Source organism: Robbsia andropogonis (assembly GCF_000970345.1).
In the GTDB taxonomy this organism is placed as follows: Bacteria; Pseudomonadota; Gammaproteobacteria; order Burkholderiales; family Burkholderiaceae; genus Robbsia; species Robbsia andropogonis.
The window spans coordinates 112,680-130,493 of sequence record NZ_LAQU01000004.1 but is presented as its reverse complement, the minus strand read 5'-3'; the positions used below and the strand labels follow the sequence as shown (position 1 = coordinate 130,493).

The window sequence follows — 17,814 nt, the reverse complement described above, 5'->3', positions numbered from 1 at the left end:
TGGTGGGGTTCGAACGCTTAGTTAAGAGAATACTATATCACTAGGTATTGGTCGATTCGCCCAGGGCATGTGAGAAGGGTCTTTTTCGCGAAAGCCGGGCAAAAAGTGGAAATACCAGTACCAAGAGGCCGATGACATTCTCGGCGGGCGGCGGGAACCACGGTCGGGAGAAGAGGGAATACCGCAAGCTTAACCGATCGTTTTTCTACCGGTACAATGCCGTGTCGACTAACCTGACTGTTTTACAATGCGCAATAACGCTCTCCCGCCACTTGCCGAACTTACACGAATGCTGCCATTCATTCGTGGCGCCCGGCCATGGAGGCTGGTGCGTTATGCCTGTGTCGACTGGCTTTGCATTCTCGTCTGCTGGCTGACGATGGCGGCTACGTCAAATCTGTTGGTTCGTATAATTGGCATCGTGCTGATTGCCGGAAGGCTGCAAGCGCTAGGGGTGATTTTGCATGATGCCTGCCATCTCCCGATACGCCGCATGACGCTACCACTTGCGCTTGTCGACGTGTTGGCCGGCTGGTCGATCGGCTCGTCGATCGCGGCAATGCGCTATCACCACCTGCGCCACCATCGCGCGGTCGGCACACCGGAAGATCCCTATTTGCACCCACTCGCCGAGCGCGGTGGCTCCATTCGACGTGTGATGATGTTGCGCGGAGCACTACTGCCCATCTGGTGGCCATTGCGCGCGATCACTTCTCCATTTGCTTTGATTTTTCCGGCTTATCGGCCTATCTACGCACGCTACTTCATGCAGGACCGTTCCCGTGACAACCTGCGTCAGCATCCAGAAGTACTCTCCTGTGCGAAACGCGATATGCCGCATTGCATAGCTTATCTGCTCGCAATAACAGCAGTCGTACACTGGGATCTGCCGTTTTTCAATTACTACGGCTTATCGTGGATACTAGGTGGCATCATGAATGCGAATCGCGTGCTACTTGAACATGAACACGAGACGATCACTCATCGCTCGCCCGAAACGATATGGCGCATGACACGCACGCTCACGCTAGGAATGTTCGGCAAGCTTGTGTTGTACCCACGCAATATTGGCTTCCATCAGGTCCACCACGCGTATCCGTCGCTTGCATTAGAGTATCTGCCTGCCGTACATCGCCATCTGCTTGCGCGGGCTTCCGCTGAAACGGCGGAAGCACCTCGCTGACATGTCGCGATACGCTTTTTACTATAGTTCGAAGCGCATTGGCTTCTCCCCGCAATGCTTGTCGGGCAGGAGTTCACCGCGCTTGACCGCATTGAGCAATCTGTCGATCGATAAGTGCACAATATCCGCTTGCACACTGTGCTGCCGCATATCGGGCGCATTGTCGAGCCCTTCGCGGTGCGCCCGAATGATTCGCACGTCCTGCAGAATGACGAGGCGAGTATAGAGGTGCAATAATGGGCGCAACGCGCGCAGCAACCAGCGCGGCAGCCTGAAGCGATAAGCGATATAGGTGTAGACGCGCGAACGGCGCGCATCGATCGGCGTGATTTGGCTGACGATCAATAATCCGGAACGTTCGCCCCACCGGTACTCGCAGTGCGTGACGTTTGGCGCGATGAAGCAGTCAGTATGCGAAAGCGGCAAGCGGTCGGGATTGATCAACCAGTCGAGACCGAAGCCAATCCGATCATCTCCGTCGTGATAGGTGACGAGCACGCTATCCGGGCGCGTCGTTACGGTGGTGTCCATTGGCTTTCCGCGGCTGCTGCGGAAGATGCCGTGATGCACGAAGACAGTGTGCGGCACGTCCATGAAATTCTGCGCAAGCATGCCGATGTCGCCATCGAAAATGTTGATCATGTAATACGATTGCCACGGAGCCTCATCGCGCAACGGCATCCTAAATATCGTTCTTGCGGCCGGGTCGTCTTCGCCGAGATAAACCCAAACCAGATCGTCAAGTACTTGTACAGGTAGCGCGCGTTGCCGGAACGGGTGGTTGCGCGGTGTCAGAAGTGGCCGCGTACCATCTATGCTGGGTACCTGAACCACTTGTCCTGTACCGCTGTAGCGCCAGCCATGGTAAGGGCAGACGAGCTGGCCATCATCGATCTTGCCAGCGGACAGACGCGTGCCTCGATGAACGCACTGATCAATCAGGGCAACCACGTTTCCTTCGTGCTCACGGAAAACGACGATGCCGATACCAAGCACTTTTGCGCGCAGTGGCTTGTCGCGGTGCAGTTCCTTTACAGCGCAGGCGACAAACCATTGTTCGTGCAGACCATCGGTCTGCATTCTCGCGTTTTCTTCTGGCTCGTGAGCGCAGGTACTGGAGGCTTCGCAGCGTGCATTGACGCCTTCCGACTAAAGCGCATCAGCGGTAATGGAGATCGTTCGCTTAATCATCCGGCCACCGTTGACTCATGCTAAGAACAAGTTCGGCCATCGGCGGTCGCGTTATGAGCAAGCGCGGCTTGACGTCCCCAGCACGCAGGCCGGACCGCTCTGCCGCATACTGCAGTAAGTCCCCAAGTCCTGTAGCGGAGTCGGATAATCCACGCACGCGCAGCGGGCCTAACTGCCCCATCCGGCGTGCGTGCGCATAATGAAAAACATGGTTGAGCCTCGCTTCAATGGCGTCGCGCAACGTTTCCGCACGTTCTGGCGTTATGCCTGCCAGCAACGTGACGTAATGCGGGACATCCGCTTTTGCATCAGGAACAAGACACGCGCTTGCGCCGATCGCAAACGCGGGGCCTAGCGCCTCCTCTACCATGCGCTCATCGAGCTTCTCGCCTACCAGGTCGCAACTCGCGCCCGCACGGCCCACAAACGTAATGCACGGCGTGCGCCCTGCGAATCGCGTCACGCGTATGCGATCACCAATTGCATAACGATAGAGGCCACCGCCTGTCGTGAGCAGCACGGATGCCTCGTCCCCAAGGGCTAGGCCGGAGACATCTGAGACACGGCCATCATCGAACACAAATTCAAGGTAGTGACTGTTGATAGCCAAGGGGCATCCTGCGCCTTCCCCATACGGAATGCTAACGATGCCTTCGGTGGCAAACAACCCTTTGGGTAGCCATTGCACCGCCGCAGGGAACCGCGTGCGTAACGACTCGGCATAGACGCGGCTAGGCCCATCCATCCAGCTACTGACAGCAGCAAGGCGCGGCCACAGCGCGTCGCACCGGCCGCTGGCAGCGGCCTTGCGCAACGCCGCTGCACGGGCTGCCGGCAGGTTCTCCTCGATCCATGCGAGGTCACGCATGCTGTCGGGCTCGCTCGGCGAAAACAGTGGCCGCAGAAGGCTCGTCAGGAATGTCGGGCTCCAGACGCTGAGCATCGCGAGCGTCTCGTCAGCTACCAGCGCGCGCAGCGTCTGTCGCCGCCAAGCTACGGGGGCGCTTTCAAGCGGCGGCACAAGGAGCGTGGCTGCCAGCGCCGCAGCGCTGCTGGTGCCCAAATAGTCGAGGTCACTGGCGGAGCCTATTGCAATGCCGTTTGGTGTGCTGCCTGGCGCTTGCAACGCCGGCGACATGGACCAGTACGCGCGGCCGGTCGTGATGCCCGGATGCTCGCGAGCCATGCCTGCCAGCCAAACGATCATTGCCCTCTGCAATTCACGTAAGAACGCGGGCGTATAGGGAATGAGTTTGTTGTGCGCGGTGCTGCCGCTCGTGCGCTCAAAGAACATAGGCCGATCGCTCGTCAGCACTGGTTCTGGATCCAGCGCCGCGCGCTCAAGCCACGGCAGGAATGCTGCGGTATCCCGAATCGGTACGTGTTCGCGATACTGCTCGGCAGACTCGATCTCCGCGAACCCGTGCTGCCGCCCGAATGCGGTGTCGCACCCGGCTTCGAGTAATTGCGCGAGCCTGCGCGTCTGCGCGGGCTCCGGCATATCGAGAGTGGCTTCCCATTGATCAACCTCGGGTTGTGCCGTGCTGATGAATTTGACCCATGCATCACTTGGCGCAAAGTTCCTGGTGTCCATTAGAAGTAGGTCTTGTCGAGTTGCGAAAGATCGTCGGGCAGTCGGCGGGGCGGGAGAAAAATGCTGAGCCAACTGTACCAAATAGGCCTTGTTTCGCCAGGATCCGACGCAAGATGCAACTGCTGCCAGCGTAACGCCGGATGCCGGTGATGCGTAAGGTTATAGTTGAAATTGAGTAGCAGCAATCGAACGAGCCGAGGAGCGCGTAGATTGTAGGTGCCTTCGACCACATCAAGTGGCGTACGCATATGATAGATCCATTGCATCGACGACCACGAAAACGCAAACGCGGCATAGCTGATCAGTACGACGATTGGCGACCACCCGAGTAGACAGCCCAGCACGAGCCAGATGATGACGATGCCTAGCGTTTCGGCACGGACGCGCCGGAAATCGGCCGCGCTGAAATCGCCAAACGCGATGGCATACGTGTTATCGCTACCGTGCGTCGACCAGCGCTCCGTTACCGACGTTGGCAGCAATGAAAGCACGATACTTCCGACGCATGCACTAATCCAGATACCGCCGAGAATGGCGAGGTAGTACTCGATGCGCTTGCGAGCCAACGACTCTTCGCACAGCGCGAAATCGGCACGTTCAGCATTGGTGCGATTACGGACATGATGGCCTAGATGGTTCACGTGGATCAGCGTCGCGGCCGCGCCGAACATCGTCGACGCCCAAAGCATCATCGTATAATTCACCGTGGGTCGCTGATGCGCCGAACCGTGGAAACACTCATGCATCATCGAGAACACGCCCTGCATCATCAGGCAGAACGGCACCAGCAAGAGCCACTTGATCGGCCCTGCGTCGGTGCGGGAAAGCCAGGTCAGCGTGCCGGCCCACGCGCAGGTCTGCAGCCCTACGATCAGCAGGTTCACCCTGTCGTGGCGCTGGAGTTGTGCAGCGTTAGCTGCAGGGGGCGGTAGGCTCATGATTTGAAATTGCGTTGTATCATCCTGGAGAATACAACAGATGCCGGACCGATTGAGAAGCGCGCCAACCCGATCCCTGATCTGGCTGCTCGGACGTGCGCAGCTGCTTCGCCAGAGCCGGTCCAGCGCGGTCCATCTCGCCCAAGTGGATTCGACGCGTTGAAACGAGCTGCTTGGTTACCCGACGGGTTTGACGACTGGCGGACTTTCTATCCAACAACGCCATTCTTTCGCCCGGCTATCGGCCTGGACCTGACGTCCCGTTTCATTGAAAGCTGGGTAAGCAAAACGGTGCGGTTGCCCGCCACCACTACCATTGTGCTGATAGCGGGACTGTATTCCGAATGGTTGCCAGGCTGTCATCGCGCGGCACGCCGAACCTTACAAGCGGCCGGTTATCGTGTGTTGACAGCCCCGGTCAGCTCGGCGCGCAACGTTTTTGAGCAGGGCACGCATATAGCCGCTTTTTTGCGCGCGCGCCTGCCTGCAAAGGGCGATTTTGTCGCGCTCACGCACAGCAAGGGGGGGATCGATGCGCTGGCCGCGCTATCTGGCGATCCGATGTTAAGGGCGCGTTGCAAAGGCATTGCGCTGGTACAGCCGCCCATAGGGCCGTCTGCGATTGTTGATAGGATCTTCGGTTATTCCGCTGGACGATCCAGTCTTGTGATGTTCGAGCCGGATCGTCTGGCGCATCGCCTGTTGAATTCACGTTGGGTAGGAGATGGCACGCGGGATATCAGCAGTCAGCGTGATCCGCGCGTCGGGGCGATGTTGGCCGCGATTCCCGAAGATCTCCATCTCGTGCATGCAGTCAGTTGGTCAATCACGGCGGCCACGCACTTCGATTCGCATCATGCGCAGCTAAATGCCTTAAGGCCCGGCTGTGCACACGACGGACAGTTCTATCTCGAACATCAAACGTTGCCGGGCTATCCACAAATTTGTCTACCGCGCCTCGACCATGGTCAGCCCGTGATCGGGGGGCTTGGTTTTGACGCCGGCCGTTTCTGGCTAGCGCTTGCCGACTTGCTCCACATTACGCTTGGCCAGAGCCAGGGACTTCACACCAGATAGATTTCAAATCCGGGAATTGTATTGGCTGCTGGAATATAGGCGGGCATGTTGCTGTCGGTGTCTCCAGTCGGCAACGTGTAGAGATCCATTGGAGTTCCGGCATAGCGGTAACCACCCATTGCCTTCCAAAGGGGATCGCCGTCGTACAGGCAAAACTGCATCAGCGAATGCCGATGGCGCAGGCGTGACCATGCAGTGTCGATCAACGCCGCGAAGATCGCGGGGTCCCGCCCCCGCACCTGCAAATGCGTAAGGTACACGTCACTCAATGGCGCTCCCGGTGCCGGGATTCTTGGTCTGCGCAACAACGGGGAGAGGCTGTTAAACACGGCACGCACCGCACGCAGCGATGCCGGCAGTTGCTCAAGCACGATTTGCTTGATCGCGGCTGCATCCCAGGGGGCAACGCAGCCAACGAGTTGGTCCCGTGCATCAAACGCGAGCAGGAACGAATGAATACCAAAGGCGGGCCAAATATCGAGACGGCGTGCAAACTCTTGCTCGGTGAACACGCATCCGAACGGCTGCAGGCGCGACTGCGCGTCGAGGAAGGAGCGCAACAGGTCGGCATGGTGCGTTTGTGCCTCGACGATGCGAACGCCCGCCGGTAGTCGACTCGTATTCCGCAGGACACGCCTTCCGTAGATGGAGACGTTCTTGTAACCGCGCCAGTGCGAGAAGTGCAAACGGTCGACGCGCCTGGATTGCAACAGCGACTGCACGGCCAACCGGTTATCGCGAATCATGCAGCAATACGCATATTCGACACCCGCTTCGTTTCGCAGCGCCGCTAGACGATTGCGCACCATGGTCATCCATTCGCGCGATAGTTGTCGATCTGGCATCAAGCGTAAGTCGCCAAGGTAGGCCACCGGCATGGAGACTCCGCCAAGGTATCCGTCCCGCACTACAAGGCTTGCAATCCCTTTCAAGGTGCCCTGTCCGTCCTCGGCGCACCAGACTTCATGGCGCGGACTATGGCAACGAGGCAATGCGAAATAATCGGGCGACCGATCAAAGCGCATTGGCAGGCTGCCTTGCATCGCGTGACGCGCCTGGAATTCCAGGATGCGCGAATTGTCGTTGGGCAGCGCCTGGCGAATTTTCATTATCAGCTAAGGCTTACACGCTATCGAACAGTCGCCGCGCAAGTGGCCGCAGGTTTGCCGCCGACAGCTCGCAAATGCAGACGAGTTCGTCACCGCGCGCATATCCGGGATTGCGCTGAAGGAAATATGCGACACTGTTGATGCGGCGATGCGCGTCGGATACATGGGCGAGTGATGGCGTAAGTCGCCCTTGTGGGACGTCGAAAGCTAAGATGCCAGTGGCAGGGTGGTAGGCTCGACCGTAACGCTCGTTTGCGAGATGGTCGAGCAGTTCTTGCATCGCTTCGTCAGTTGAATCGTACTCTTCAGCAAGTCTGCCGGGGCGCGGCAGATAATGGCGCGCGAAAGCACCAAGATAACGGAAGGTGCGATGACCCTTGCAGATCAGAAACCAGTAAAGCGGCACCGAAGGCGCAGCTCTTTGGACCTCGCCGGCAAAGCGGATCCATGCGAAGGCCAGCTGTTGCGTGCCCCAGTGTGCGGGGTCGACGATCGTATCACCCGAGAACATCACACGGATTGATGTTTTGCGCCAGTACGTCTCATATAGCTTCAGCGTAGAGAATCCCTGGATCGTCTCGTCTTGATCCCGCAGAACAATACAATGCGTCTTGTCGCCGAGATCGTCGAGAAAGCGTGCGCGGTGGGTGTCGTTATACGAAGCCGCGTATAGCGCGTACATGCGTTCAACGTCGTCGGAGCATAAAGCCGCACGCGTGACTACGTTGGCGTGCAGATCCATCGCGTGCCTCTCCCGGCTCGAACAGCCTATTAAACAGCTTGTTATGATATCAGTTCACTTATGATAGCGGCTCACTCGCGTCCGGTTCCGAACATGCAGTCTGCCTCTCAACGCCCCAGCGCTAACGCGGTACCACCGTCCCGGCCTTGGCTCGTGCTCGCCATTTATCTGACTGTCACCGGCATATTCTACGGTTTTGTCACGCACTATCCGCTCGCCCCCATCGAGTCGATCAAACCGGGCCAGCTCGATGGCGGAATCCCGCACTTGTCATTCACTGTGCCGCTATATCTCAGCTACCTGCTCGTGATGCCGGCACTCGTGGCGGTAGGGCGCGATCGTGTTTACCTATTGCCGGCGTTCTTCGCTGGTGCGCTAGCTACCATCGTATGTCTGTTCTGTCATTTGTTTCATCCGTCCGAGGTCGTGCGGCCCGAGGTAGCTGACGGATGGCTTGCGTGGTTGTATCGGATCGATTCACCGTTGGCTGCATCGCCGAGTGGGCATGTCGCCCTGCCTATCGCAATCGCGGTAGCACTGGCAGGCCTGAGAGAGCGCATCAGTGTCTTGTTCATTGTCTGGAGCGGCGTATTGGCCGTGACTGTGCTCACGACCGGGCAGCACGTGGTGGTCGATGTCGGAAGTGGTATTGCAGTGGGTTTGACCGCCGGGATAGCTACGCTTACCTTGCTTAAACTTGAGGTCGATCTACGGACCATGGGTGCACTGCTCATGGAATGGGGGGGCATCGTCATTACGATACGGCTTGCCGTTTTTAGTGGAAATGGTTACCTGTATGCGTTGGCGGCGCTCGTGATTGCAACCCGTCAGCATGCACTCTTTATCCTTTATCACGACGCGACACACTACCATTTGACCCATCGCCGAAGCGCCAACGATTTTCTGATCAACACTGCCATCGGCGTACCGGGCCTCGTGCCGGTGGAGTTCTATCGCCCGCTGCATCTCGCCCATCATCGCGATGTCGGCACAGCGCTTGACCCCGAGCGCCAATTCCTCTATCACAGCCAGCCATGGCGTTTCCGGCCGCTCGCCACACTCGCGCTCATGCGGCAACTGCTCGGGGATGCGCTCGTACTGAACATGGTTCGGAACATGATTGCCTATCGCCGCTCCAATCCCAATCCGATTCGCCTTGGCAAACCGTTTCTTGCGGCACTAGTGGTCTGGATCATAATCGTTACGACGCTACTGGTTACCTGTTCAAATCATACGCTAGCGGTCGTTGCGCTACTTTGGTTCGGACCACTGCTAACGCTGACCGTTATGATTCAAAAGATCCGCAGCATGGCCGAACATAGCGGCGGCCCACATGCTACGCCGGGTTGGGACGATTGGACCTATTCATGGCGCACGGGATGGATCGGACGGGTGCTCCTGTGGCCGTATCACATTAACCTGCATTTGCAGCACCATCGGGCGCCATCGACTCCCTGGCATGCGCTGCCTTTTGAGATAAGGCAAAACGAAGCGCGATTAGACGCCGGTACGTTGCTGTCCCTACTGTGGGCGCGACGCAAGCCAGATCGATGATCTGCCCCGCAAGCTTCGACATATCGTCTAGTTAAGCGTGAGATACATGTATGAAAGAGGTCTTTACATTTCCTTGATCGTTATCGCTTAATGGCTCGAAGTGCAAGAGCGAGGCACAACCCCCCGTGACTTGCATGCTTGCACATACAATAAGTAATTTTCCAGCGTATCTTATCAGACCTGCCATATCAGCTCTCTTTGTTTTGTAATCCAAAAGAAATTACGGTAGGCGTGCGTTCGAATCGCGAAAAAGGGAAGTACATAGCTGCACGGCTCACCTATGCATCGCTTTCAGACAACTTCAATTTTAGGTAGGATCCTTTGAGGTCAGTTACATGGACTACGTCGATGCTGACAGCGCGGGATCCCATCAAATCTGAATTAACTTTGAAGCATTGACGATCGAGGTTAAAAAATCTGGCTCGGACATCACTTCGATGTACAACAGGAACAGCGCAAAGTGGATGGCCACAGTAGCTGCTATAAATCAGCTAGTAAAATAAATTAAATCCGTATATCCAAGCCGCTATTTCGTCTCGTTGCTGTTCCATATCACCGAACTTGAAATGAAGCGGCGAGCGTCTCCCATAGCTGTAACGCGTCATCCGTAGACGAAATAGTGCTAACTCCCTGGTGTAAGTTCGGATCAATACGAAGATCGAATTGAATAACTGGTTTGAGCGGATCCCCTGTTTTACCTGGGCCAACCCATGTGAAGATGTAAATCGGTTGGTGTTCAGTTGCTTCGACTTTTACCGCAATTTCGTATCCTGATTGCCCGACAAGCGTCCTCTTTCCTTGTTTAAGCACTGTCACATGCCCGCCAGCATCCTTCAAAAGCTGTATCTCACCCTCGGCATTCTTTTCAAGATCGTTGAAAGCTTGACTGTCGCTCGTTCGCGTTGTGGTCTCCACGCTCAGTTCGGCATCCTTATGACCAGCTAATGTGGCCGATAGTCCGGCGTGTTCGTTGGTAGTAGAGTGGGCGTTGTCATCAAAGCACCCCTCCTTTATGCAAAAAGCGTGAGTAGGCAGAGGGCCACCGTTCTCTGCAAATTTGAACACCGAGGCCGCATGCCGGATGTCGTTATAGGACCCGGTGACGCCCGCGGCGCTACGGTTGTTGATTTCGAACGATGCTACACCTGCTGGCCCCAGCTTTGTCAGTCGTGCAATGGCATCGCTTGAATCTGGTGTCTTTCTGTAGGCGATGAAGGCTTCGTTATTCGCTTGGTCGTATTGGTATCGTATTAATTGTTTAGATCCAAAGTCTTCGTCGGGATTCAGCCCAGCGGCCTTCCAAAGCTTCAACGAACTCGCAGATACCTGCATCTGAGAGTTTTCATATTTATGCGCCTGGGCATCTTGTTCTGCTTTGAACTGTGCTGGAGTCGGTTTTTCATGATGAAAAACAACGCTAACCCCTAGGTATTTAGCATCAATCGCGACTGAAGATAGTTTGGGAATATCTACGGAGAACCGTCCAAACCGAACTTCCTGACTGTTATAACTCATAGGGGCTGCACCTGTGTTGATCGTGATAAATGCCGGCGCCAATAACAACAAGATATTTTTGAATAACTTCATCTAGCCCGTCCGGTCATTCCATTGTCGATAAGATTTTACCGATAGCGTAAAGAGTAGACCATCTTACATCGTCATTATCGTAGGACCCTTGATGATCAAATCCAGGCATTCGAAAGCTTTGCTTGATATTGCTCCCACCATTCTTAAATGGAGCCTCTCCAGAGCACGCGGGAACTGTGCCATCACCTATTTCTGATGCCGGCAAATCTTCGGCTTCGGGGATTTTGAACGTTACGCCTCCTAAACCTTTCTTCGCGTCAATCGAAACGCTGCTACCAGGTGATCCGGAACGGTTCGCTGAAACAATTTCCGCATCTTTTATTGGATCTCCAAGCCAGTTATATTTTCCCTGCCATGTAATTGTATTCCATGTCCTCATCGCCGGGTCAGCACCATATGAAACGTAAGTCACCGGATGATATTGATTTGCAAGCGTTTCGTGAAACTGCATTGCTTTCATGAGGTTATTTACATACGATTTCCAACGTTCGGTGTCGTCGGGAAGCAGTTTTGCCGGGTCTATGTAACTTACTGGCATGAGCCCATACCATTTATCTTTAACTGCATAAATCTCGCTATATGGATCATCAACCGGTAGCGCTAAACCAGACACTTTACGACCATTTATTTCAGCCTTCAGCCAAGCCTTTTCACCACCCACCCTATAAAGAGCATTCGGTAATAGCTCCATTGCACCAGGACCGTTTGCGAACACGGCTGAAACACGATCGCCCGAAGACCCGAGCACGTTTGCAGTAGCACCGCTACCGTAACCGACTATGCAATGATGATAGGCTGCCGCAGCCCCCGTTGCAGGTTGCACGCCGTGCACTATACCAGCTACTAAAGATGCGGCGTTTCCAAGATTACTACCGCTCGCGATCGCTGACCGAGTCACCAAGCCGCCCATGGAGTGACTCACAAGAATAACCTTATCGCACTTTGGTTTGTGCGGCATATTTTGGCACTCTTCAATGATGCTCTTAATTCGATCGGCTAGCCTTTGCCCATTTACCGCATTACTTAACGTCCAGTTATACCCTTGAACGTACACTGGGCATAGAAACTTTGACCAAATCTTCCTCGCATCAATTAGGCTGAACGGGGCGAAAGCTTTTTGTGCATGCCACGGCTCACCTGACTTTGGAGTATAGCAATACCGAGCCCAAGGACTGGCATTTTCGCTGTGTTCATCAGTTGTACTATTAAGCTGGTTGTCCAGCCAAACACAGAAGTTTCCGTAGAATTCTTTCGAGGTTGTCCCTTGGCCGCGTTTGAGCCCCTCTGCTTCGTTATGGACTGTTTTGCTTACCCCGTACCATGGACCTGTGTGATCTAAATCCGTGACATTCGAGGATAGTTTGATTTGCCTTGTGTCTGCGCCCCGGAAAGCCCACTTTGCGGCGAGCGATAGTCCGCTGTACGCTGGCCAGACTTTTTCGTCGCGGTTATTGATGTTTACCAAATTCGAACCCATGATTCCTGGGACGAAGATCACCGGTACGACATGATCGGGGGGTATATAGAAATGGTAGCCTTTTGTGTCCGAGGCAGGTGTCAAACTGAACTTCGCTTCGACGTCACCGTTGCTCACATGCTGCGACTGTAGTGGATTTGTCGTGGTATCAGTCATGCTTTTAGTATTAGTCTAAGAAAGTTGCCTATCGCACATCTATGCGCACCGATGTTCGGCTATCGCTCATATAAATGCTGACCGGATTCGATGCTCACTCGATAATTTTGAATGGAAAGGGACTACGCTTTGCCTTTCCACACGATACTTGCGCCTTCCATTTTTACGCCCTTTTGAATCTGAGCCCAACCTCCGCCGTCCGTAACTCCTGATATAACCGCACCATCAGTGCGTCGAATTTCGTACTTCTGGTTAGCTGCGGGTGAGCCATCGCGCATCATCATGCGGACACGCTGGTCATATCCAGCGCTCGACCACTGATTCATTTCGCGCGATAAATGTGTCGGGCCTTCGAAGCTATGCTCGGAGGCCTTCACGATCACGCCCATCTTTGTGCCGATTGTCACACCGTCGCCGATGATGATGTAGGACCCATCATCCGCGATCAGCTTGATCGTTTTGCCGCTTACCGTGATTTCATCGCTGTTGCTGGCGATTCGCAATGCTTTCTCAGAGGCGACTTCGAGCGTGTCGGATTGCGCCTGGATCGTAACCGGCCCCTGATTCGCTATTGCTTTTACGCCACCGGAATTAGCAAAGACACTTGCTCCCTTGCCGGCCACCATGTTGAGCGACTGACCACTTGTCACTTGAAAGTTCGCCTGCGCGACATGGTCGATGTTTTCACCGGCGTGTACGGCGTGCGATTTGGGTGTCGCGTGTACGGTCCCATCCAGCGAGTCGGTCGCAAGCACGGCATTACCAGAGGCGGTGCTTGCGCTGTCCCATTCCGAGACAGACTTCACCAAGGCATCCTGTCCCGATAAGTCGTGGGCCGCACCGCCGTGTTGCGCCGCGTAGCTACTGAGTTGTTTTGCCAGATTCGCTGTGAGGGTCATTAACTCAATAAGCTCTGTGCGATCAAGGTGCGTCCCATTGGCTTGCGCGCGGGCATGCGTCGAAATCAATACCCCGTTCGCCGCGCGAATGGCGGCAGCCGCGTCCGTTCGCAACTCTGCGCCTTCCCCTCGCGCATCACCCGCACCGTCGGTCCGAGGGTGCGTCAAATAACCCATATTCAACTGCGTATGGGCGTGCTCGCTGGCCAACTGCGTGCTGATCTGCTCGGGCGTATCGTCAAACCGCAATTGGTTATATCGTTGCCCACTGATTTCCTTGGTCTTCGTCCCGGAAACATACCGATTGCCGGGCAGCGATCCAACATGACTAAACGCGGCAGGCGCGTTTCTGCCGTTCGCCATGACACCAGCAATAAACATCTTATCCGGATCGCCGTTCAGGAAATCGATAACCACCTCCGTGCCAACCCGATAAAGCGGCGTATTCCCAAAGCGATCCCCCGCCAACGCCCCGCTAGCACGCACCCAGGCGCTGTCGATGTCGGTGCCACTGGTACCGGCGCCGCTGGCGTGCTCGTGGTCTGCCGAATCCAGTCCTTGAAGTTGTACCTTGATTCTTCCTAGCGCATCGGTATGCACTTCCTCCCCTTCAGGGCCGACAACGATGGCAGTAAGTGGGTAGACCCGTGGCAGGTGCACCTCGGGTATGAAGCTGGGCCGAATTGGAACGTCGAGTTGCACTGCCGTGAAATGATTTTCATATCTCGTTTCAACGGACTGTGTGGAACTGACACGGGTGGAGGATTTCGCCCCTGAGTCACCTCCCAACGGGGATGCCCAGCCGGTTGCCTTGAACAATGCCTGGGCTTTTTCGTTCAGTTCCTTCGGCAGATTATTCTCGCCCTTGTGGTGCACGGAGACGACCACGAACAGCTTCTTCTTGGCATCCAGCGATGTCAGATCGGGATGTCCGACCATCTTGAACCAGGTGCCAACAGTCAGGTCTCGCACGCTACTAGTACCCGATGCGAGCATGGACTCGAATTCGAGCGCGGCAATGCGTGCGTCGGTCATACGAGTCAAATGCGCATTGCTGTCCCCGGCGTGGGGGACATCCCACAGTCTATTGGTGAGCAATTTAGCCAGGTCATTTCCGGTCGTACCCTGATCGATGGTCGTTGGGCGCTCAACGCGCGACATGCGGACATCCTTACCGCACCACGAGCCGTTGTCCACGGCCGCGGGGATCAATTTTTGAGACAGCGAGAATTGCGTGATCGCGTCTCGCTCTTCCGTTGCCGCGTTGCGGTGATAACGCACTTCCGCGACGCTCCCTTGTTTCAGCGTTGCGTTCGAATCAAACAGCACCAGCGTGTGTACTGGAGAACTGCCTGTTGATGCGTTTGCCGTGCCTTGATCGCGCGCTCCAGCGGCGATGTACCAACTGATCCCCTCACGCCGACACAAGCGCTCCACGAAATGCCTGTCGGACTCGTTAAGCTGCTGCGTGCACTCTCGTTTTGGGTGGTTGTCGGAGCTCAGGCCCGATAGGTCGAAGTCGAACGCCGACGCGATGGTCGTGCTCCGCGAGCGCCACTCGCTAAACAGCACCCCCAGGATTTCCGGAACGCTCTTGGCGCGAAATACTCGGGTATTGACTCGGCCGTCCATGATGGACAGGGCATCGCGAACCGTGACCTGGTAGCTGGCCAACGATCCATCCGACTCGCCCGAGCGGACATCCGTAACGATCGCATTAATGGAATGCAGATTCCCGAGATCCGTCACGAGCTGCACCGAAATAGGCATGCCGATGAAGGAATTCAGGGGCAGGTCGGATCGCGTGGCCAGGCAGGTGATGTGCCCCTCGATACCCGTAAACATCCCTTCCCGAATATCAATCCGCTGAGGCAACAGGGCCTGTCCGAGGGCTTTATTCTGGCTACCCCAACGGAGCTTGATAGGACTGTTGATTTGCGTCAGTGACGACGACTGAATCGCACTAATTATCTCAGATAGGTTCATGCTGCATCACCGAATGGATCGACATCCTGCAAGATTTACGGGATTGACTGTCAGAAAATCCCTTTGGAAGTAAGAAATACTTCTAAGAAGTGCTGATTTTCGAGATGATTGTACCAAAGTATTTGTAAGAATTTCGATGTTGACAGACGTGTCGACAGAGGTGATACCGATAGGTATTTACGATATGGGACACGTATTAAGATAATTCGTGGCGTACCAGCATTGGCGGGATGTAACAGAGCGAACTGCCAGCATTGGGGCGAAGATCTGGTCCTCGGAATGCAATTCACTCCTTGGACTCTTGCCCAGATCGGCTTGGCAAACTGCCGTTGTCCGTCGGCTACCGATGCCACGGATTCACCACCGCTGCCGGATAGCGTGCATTTTTAGCCGCGGCAATTATCGATGGCGGGCGAGAGGTCAGGGCATGTGCCAAAAAGGCATGGCGACGTACTCAAGCCGCTAGCTTGCAAGCGCGCGTTCTATCTCTTCGAAGACTGGCACCCATTCGCCGCGATGTGTCTGCCGGAAGAGGCGCGCTTGTGGATACCAGGGTGTATCGGCACGATCCAGTAGCCAGCGATAGTCCGGTGTGAACGGCAGGACAACCCATACCGGCTTTCCCATGGCGCCGGCAAGATGGGCCACGGCACTGTCCACGCTGATCACCAGATCGAGCTCCGCGATTTCTCGCGCCGTGTCCGCAAACGACGTCAATGCAGGGCGGACATCGCGTAGAACGTCTGCTTCATGAAGCCGTTGTAGCAACGGCTGCTCAACATCAGGAACGCGATCATGCAAGGCAGTCCATTCGATACCCGTATGTGTGGCCCGCAGCATCGCTTCCCACTGTGCTAGCGTCGTCGATCGATTGGCGTCGTTGACGTGGTGCGGATTACCGCGCCAGACCAGACCGATACGCTTGCGGTGCGTCGTCGTGGGCGCGGTGATCTTGGTGGACAGGCCCGCTGCCGACGCTGCCGGCACCGACAGATACGGTATCGGCGCCGGAATGGTCTGCACGCGCAGGTTCAGCAGATGCGGCAGACTCATCAACGCGGCCTGGACATCGAAGAGGGGCACCGGTGCGTCATCGGACAGAATTTCGATCCCCGCATCGGCGAATCGAGGGGATTGCAGGAAAAGCGATGCCAGTGCGGCTTGCACGCGCATCACGATCCGGGCGGGTTTCCGGTGGGCAACATCCAGGGCCAGCCGGGCGAACTGCATCGTGTCGCCAAAACCCTGTTCCGCGAACAGCAGGATTGTCTTGCCTGCCAAAGCCGCTTTGCCATCCCATTGATTACGATCATCGGCAAATGCGGGCCGCGTTGGCGGTCCTTCGCGCCAACGCCATTCATATTCACGCCAGCCGTGTTCGAATTCGCCACGCATCAGGTTGGTCTGCGCCCGATTGGTGCGTGCTGCCGCACTCGATGGGTCCAGTTGCGCGGCGCGCTTGAATGCCTGCATTGCATCATCGAAACGATGGAGATCCCGCAGGGCAACGCCTAGGTTCACATGTACCGGTACCGCGTTCGGTGCGAGTCGCAGTGCGTGGCGATAAGCGGCTATTTCATCGTCATAACGGCCGCGCATGCCGAGCAACCTTCCCTTGTTGTAATGCAACTCCCAGGCGTTCGGCTGCGCGCGAATCGCGCGTTCAAGCAATGATTGCGCGGCGTCCAGCTCTTGTAGTGCAATATGGCCCATCGCCAGGGCGAGCAGGTTTTCCGGCGTTGGCGCGAGGGTGAGCAGTTCGACCAGCAAGGTGCGGCTTTGGATCAGATTCCCCGCATGCTGGTGCGTGAACGCCGCGTCTCGCAGCAGCCCGATGCGCTCCTGCGTTCCCGAAATACCTGGCCGCGCTGATTGCGCCGCAAGCGCCCGGTCGAACCATCGTGCCGCTTCGGTGAAGGCGTCGATGTCGTGCCCGCGACGCATTGTGAGATACGCCAGGCCGGATAACGCGTCGACGTGTTCCGGCGATTGCATAATGACATCGCGCAATAGACGCCGCGCTTCGTCGAGGCGACCTGCCTGTGCGTGCGCTTGCGCGTCTGTAATCGCTTTTGCGATAGACGACGTGCTGACGTGCATCGGCGGCATATCGTCGCCCGTGGCTGCGAAATCGGAAGAAGCGGCGTGCGTTGGGGAGGAGGACACGGATGATATCGATGCGGAAGAGGGCGGCGCCCGGCAGGTGCCGACGATAGCCGCAAGGTAACACGTAACGGCAAAAAGGGTGGCTCGGCTCCAGCGAGCCTACCATCGCCCTGGAACCGCATGCCTCCGCATGGGCCAACAACATTCCCGCCTAC

12 protein-coding genes are annotated in these 17,814 nt (G+C 56.2%); 3 read left to right on the top strand and 9 right to left on the bottom strand.

Going from position 1 to position 17,814, the window contains the following annotated elements:
* The first annotated feature begins 289 nt into the window (after positions 1–289).
* On the top strand, positions 290–1,183 hold the full coding sequence (locus tag WM40_RS05745) for a fatty acid desaturase (protein ID WP_236693403.1): 894 nt from the start codon (positions 290–292) through the stop codon (positions 1,181–1,183).
* Between the two features lie 21 nt (positions 1,184–1,204).
* On the opposite strand, the gene WM40_RS05740 is transcribed toward WM40_RS05745, so the two are convergent.
* The 3 genes from WM40_RS05740 to WM40_RS05730 all read right to left on the bottom strand — a co-directional run bounded on the left by WM40_RS05740 (position 1,205) and on the right by WM40_RS05730 (position 4,906).
* Positions 1,205–2,263, bottom strand: coding sequence for an aromatic ring-hydroxylating oxygenase subunit alpha (locus WM40_RS05740; protein WP_046152399.1), 1,059 nt, complete (start codon positions 2,261–2,263; stop codon positions 1,205–1,207).
* A 103-nt stretch (positions 2,264–2,366) separates the two neighbouring features.
* The gene (locus WM40_RS05735) at positions 2,367–3,968 is read right to left on the bottom strand and encodes a GH3 family acyl-acid amido synthetase (RefSeq protein ID WP_046152398.1); all 1,602 of its coding nucleotides are present in this window, start codon (positions 3,966–3,968) and stop codon (positions 2,367–2,369) included.
* Positions 3,968–4,906, bottom strand: coding sequence for a fatty acid desaturase (locus tag WM40_RS05730; RefSeq protein ID WP_046152397.1), 939 nt, complete (start codon positions 4,904–4,906; stop codon positions 3,968–3,970). Before WM40_RS05730 ends, WM40_RS05735 begins: the two co-directional genes overlap by 1 nt.
* A 159-nt stretch (positions 4,907–5,065) precedes the next feature.
* Here WM40_RS05730 and WM40_RS05725 point away from each other — a divergent pair, with 159 nt between their 5' ends.
* Positions 5,066–5,983 carry a lipase family protein gene (locus tag WM40_RS05725; RefSeq protein WP_046152458.1) on the top strand — a complete coding sequence of 306 codons (918 nt, stop codon included), beginning with the start codon at positions 5,066–5,068 and terminating at the stop codon, positions 5,981–5,983.
* Here the strand turns inward: WM40_RS05725 and WM40_RS05720 are convergent.
* Together WM40_RS05720 and WM40_RS05715 are read right to left on the bottom strand one after the other, a co-directional pair.
* Positions 5,971–7,092, bottom strand: a complete 1,122-nt coding sequence (locus WM40_RS05720; RefSeq protein WP_046152396.1) for a hypothetical protein — start codon at positions 7,090–7,092, stop codon at positions 5,971–5,973. The genes WM40_RS05725 and WM40_RS05720 overlap by 13 nt on opposite strands.
* A gap of 13 nt (positions 7,093–7,105) precedes the next feature.
* Positions 7,106–7,834, bottom strand: a complete 729-nt coding sequence (locus tag WM40_RS05715; protein WP_046152395.1) for a hypothetical protein — start codon at positions 7,832–7,834, stop codon at positions 7,106–7,108.
* A 93-nt stretch (positions 7,835–7,927) separates the two neighbouring features.
* Between WM40_RS05715 and WM40_RS05710 the strand changes: the two genes are divergently transcribed.
* Positions 7,928–9,388, top strand: coding sequence for a fatty acid desaturase (locus WM40_RS05710; RefSeq protein ID WP_046152394.1), 1,461 nt, complete (start codon positions 7,928–7,930; stop codon positions 9,386–9,388).
* 552 nt (positions 9,389–9,940) lie between these two features.
* Here the strand turns inward: WM40_RS05710 and WM40_RS05705 are convergent.
* The 4 genes from WM40_RS05705 to WM40_RS05690 all read right to left on the bottom strand — a co-directional run bounded on the left by WM40_RS05705 (position 9,941) and on the right by WM40_RS05690 (position 17,659).
* On the bottom strand, positions 9,941–10,975 hold the full coding sequence (locus tag WM40_RS05705; protein WP_046152393.1) for a T6SS immunity protein Tli4 family protein: 1,035 nt from the start codon (positions 10,973–10,975) through the stop codon (positions 9,941–9,943).
* A 13-nt stretch (positions 10,976–10,988) separates the two neighbouring features.
* Positions 10,989–12,608 (bottom strand): lipase family alpha/beta hydrolase, encoded by a 1,620-nt coding sequence (locus WM40_RS05700; RefSeq protein ID WP_046152392.1) that lies wholly within the window; start codon positions 12,606–12,608, stop codon positions 10,989–10,991.
* 122 nt (positions 12,609–12,730) lie between these two features.
* The gene (locus tag WM40_RS05695) at positions 12,731–15,493 is read right to left on the bottom strand and encodes a type VI secretion system Vgr family protein (protein WP_046152391.1); all 2,763 of its coding nucleotides are present in this window, start codon (positions 15,491–15,493) and stop codon (positions 12,731–12,733) included.
* Between the two features lie 462 nt (positions 15,494–15,955).
* Positions 15,956–17,659 carry a tetratricopeptide repeat protein gene (locus WM40_RS05690; protein ID WP_157685727.1) on the bottom strand — a complete coding sequence of 568 codons (1,704 nt, stop codon included), beginning with the start codon at positions 17,657–17,659 and terminating at the stop codon, positions 15,956–15,958.
* Positions 17,660–17,814: the final 155 nt, after the last annotated feature.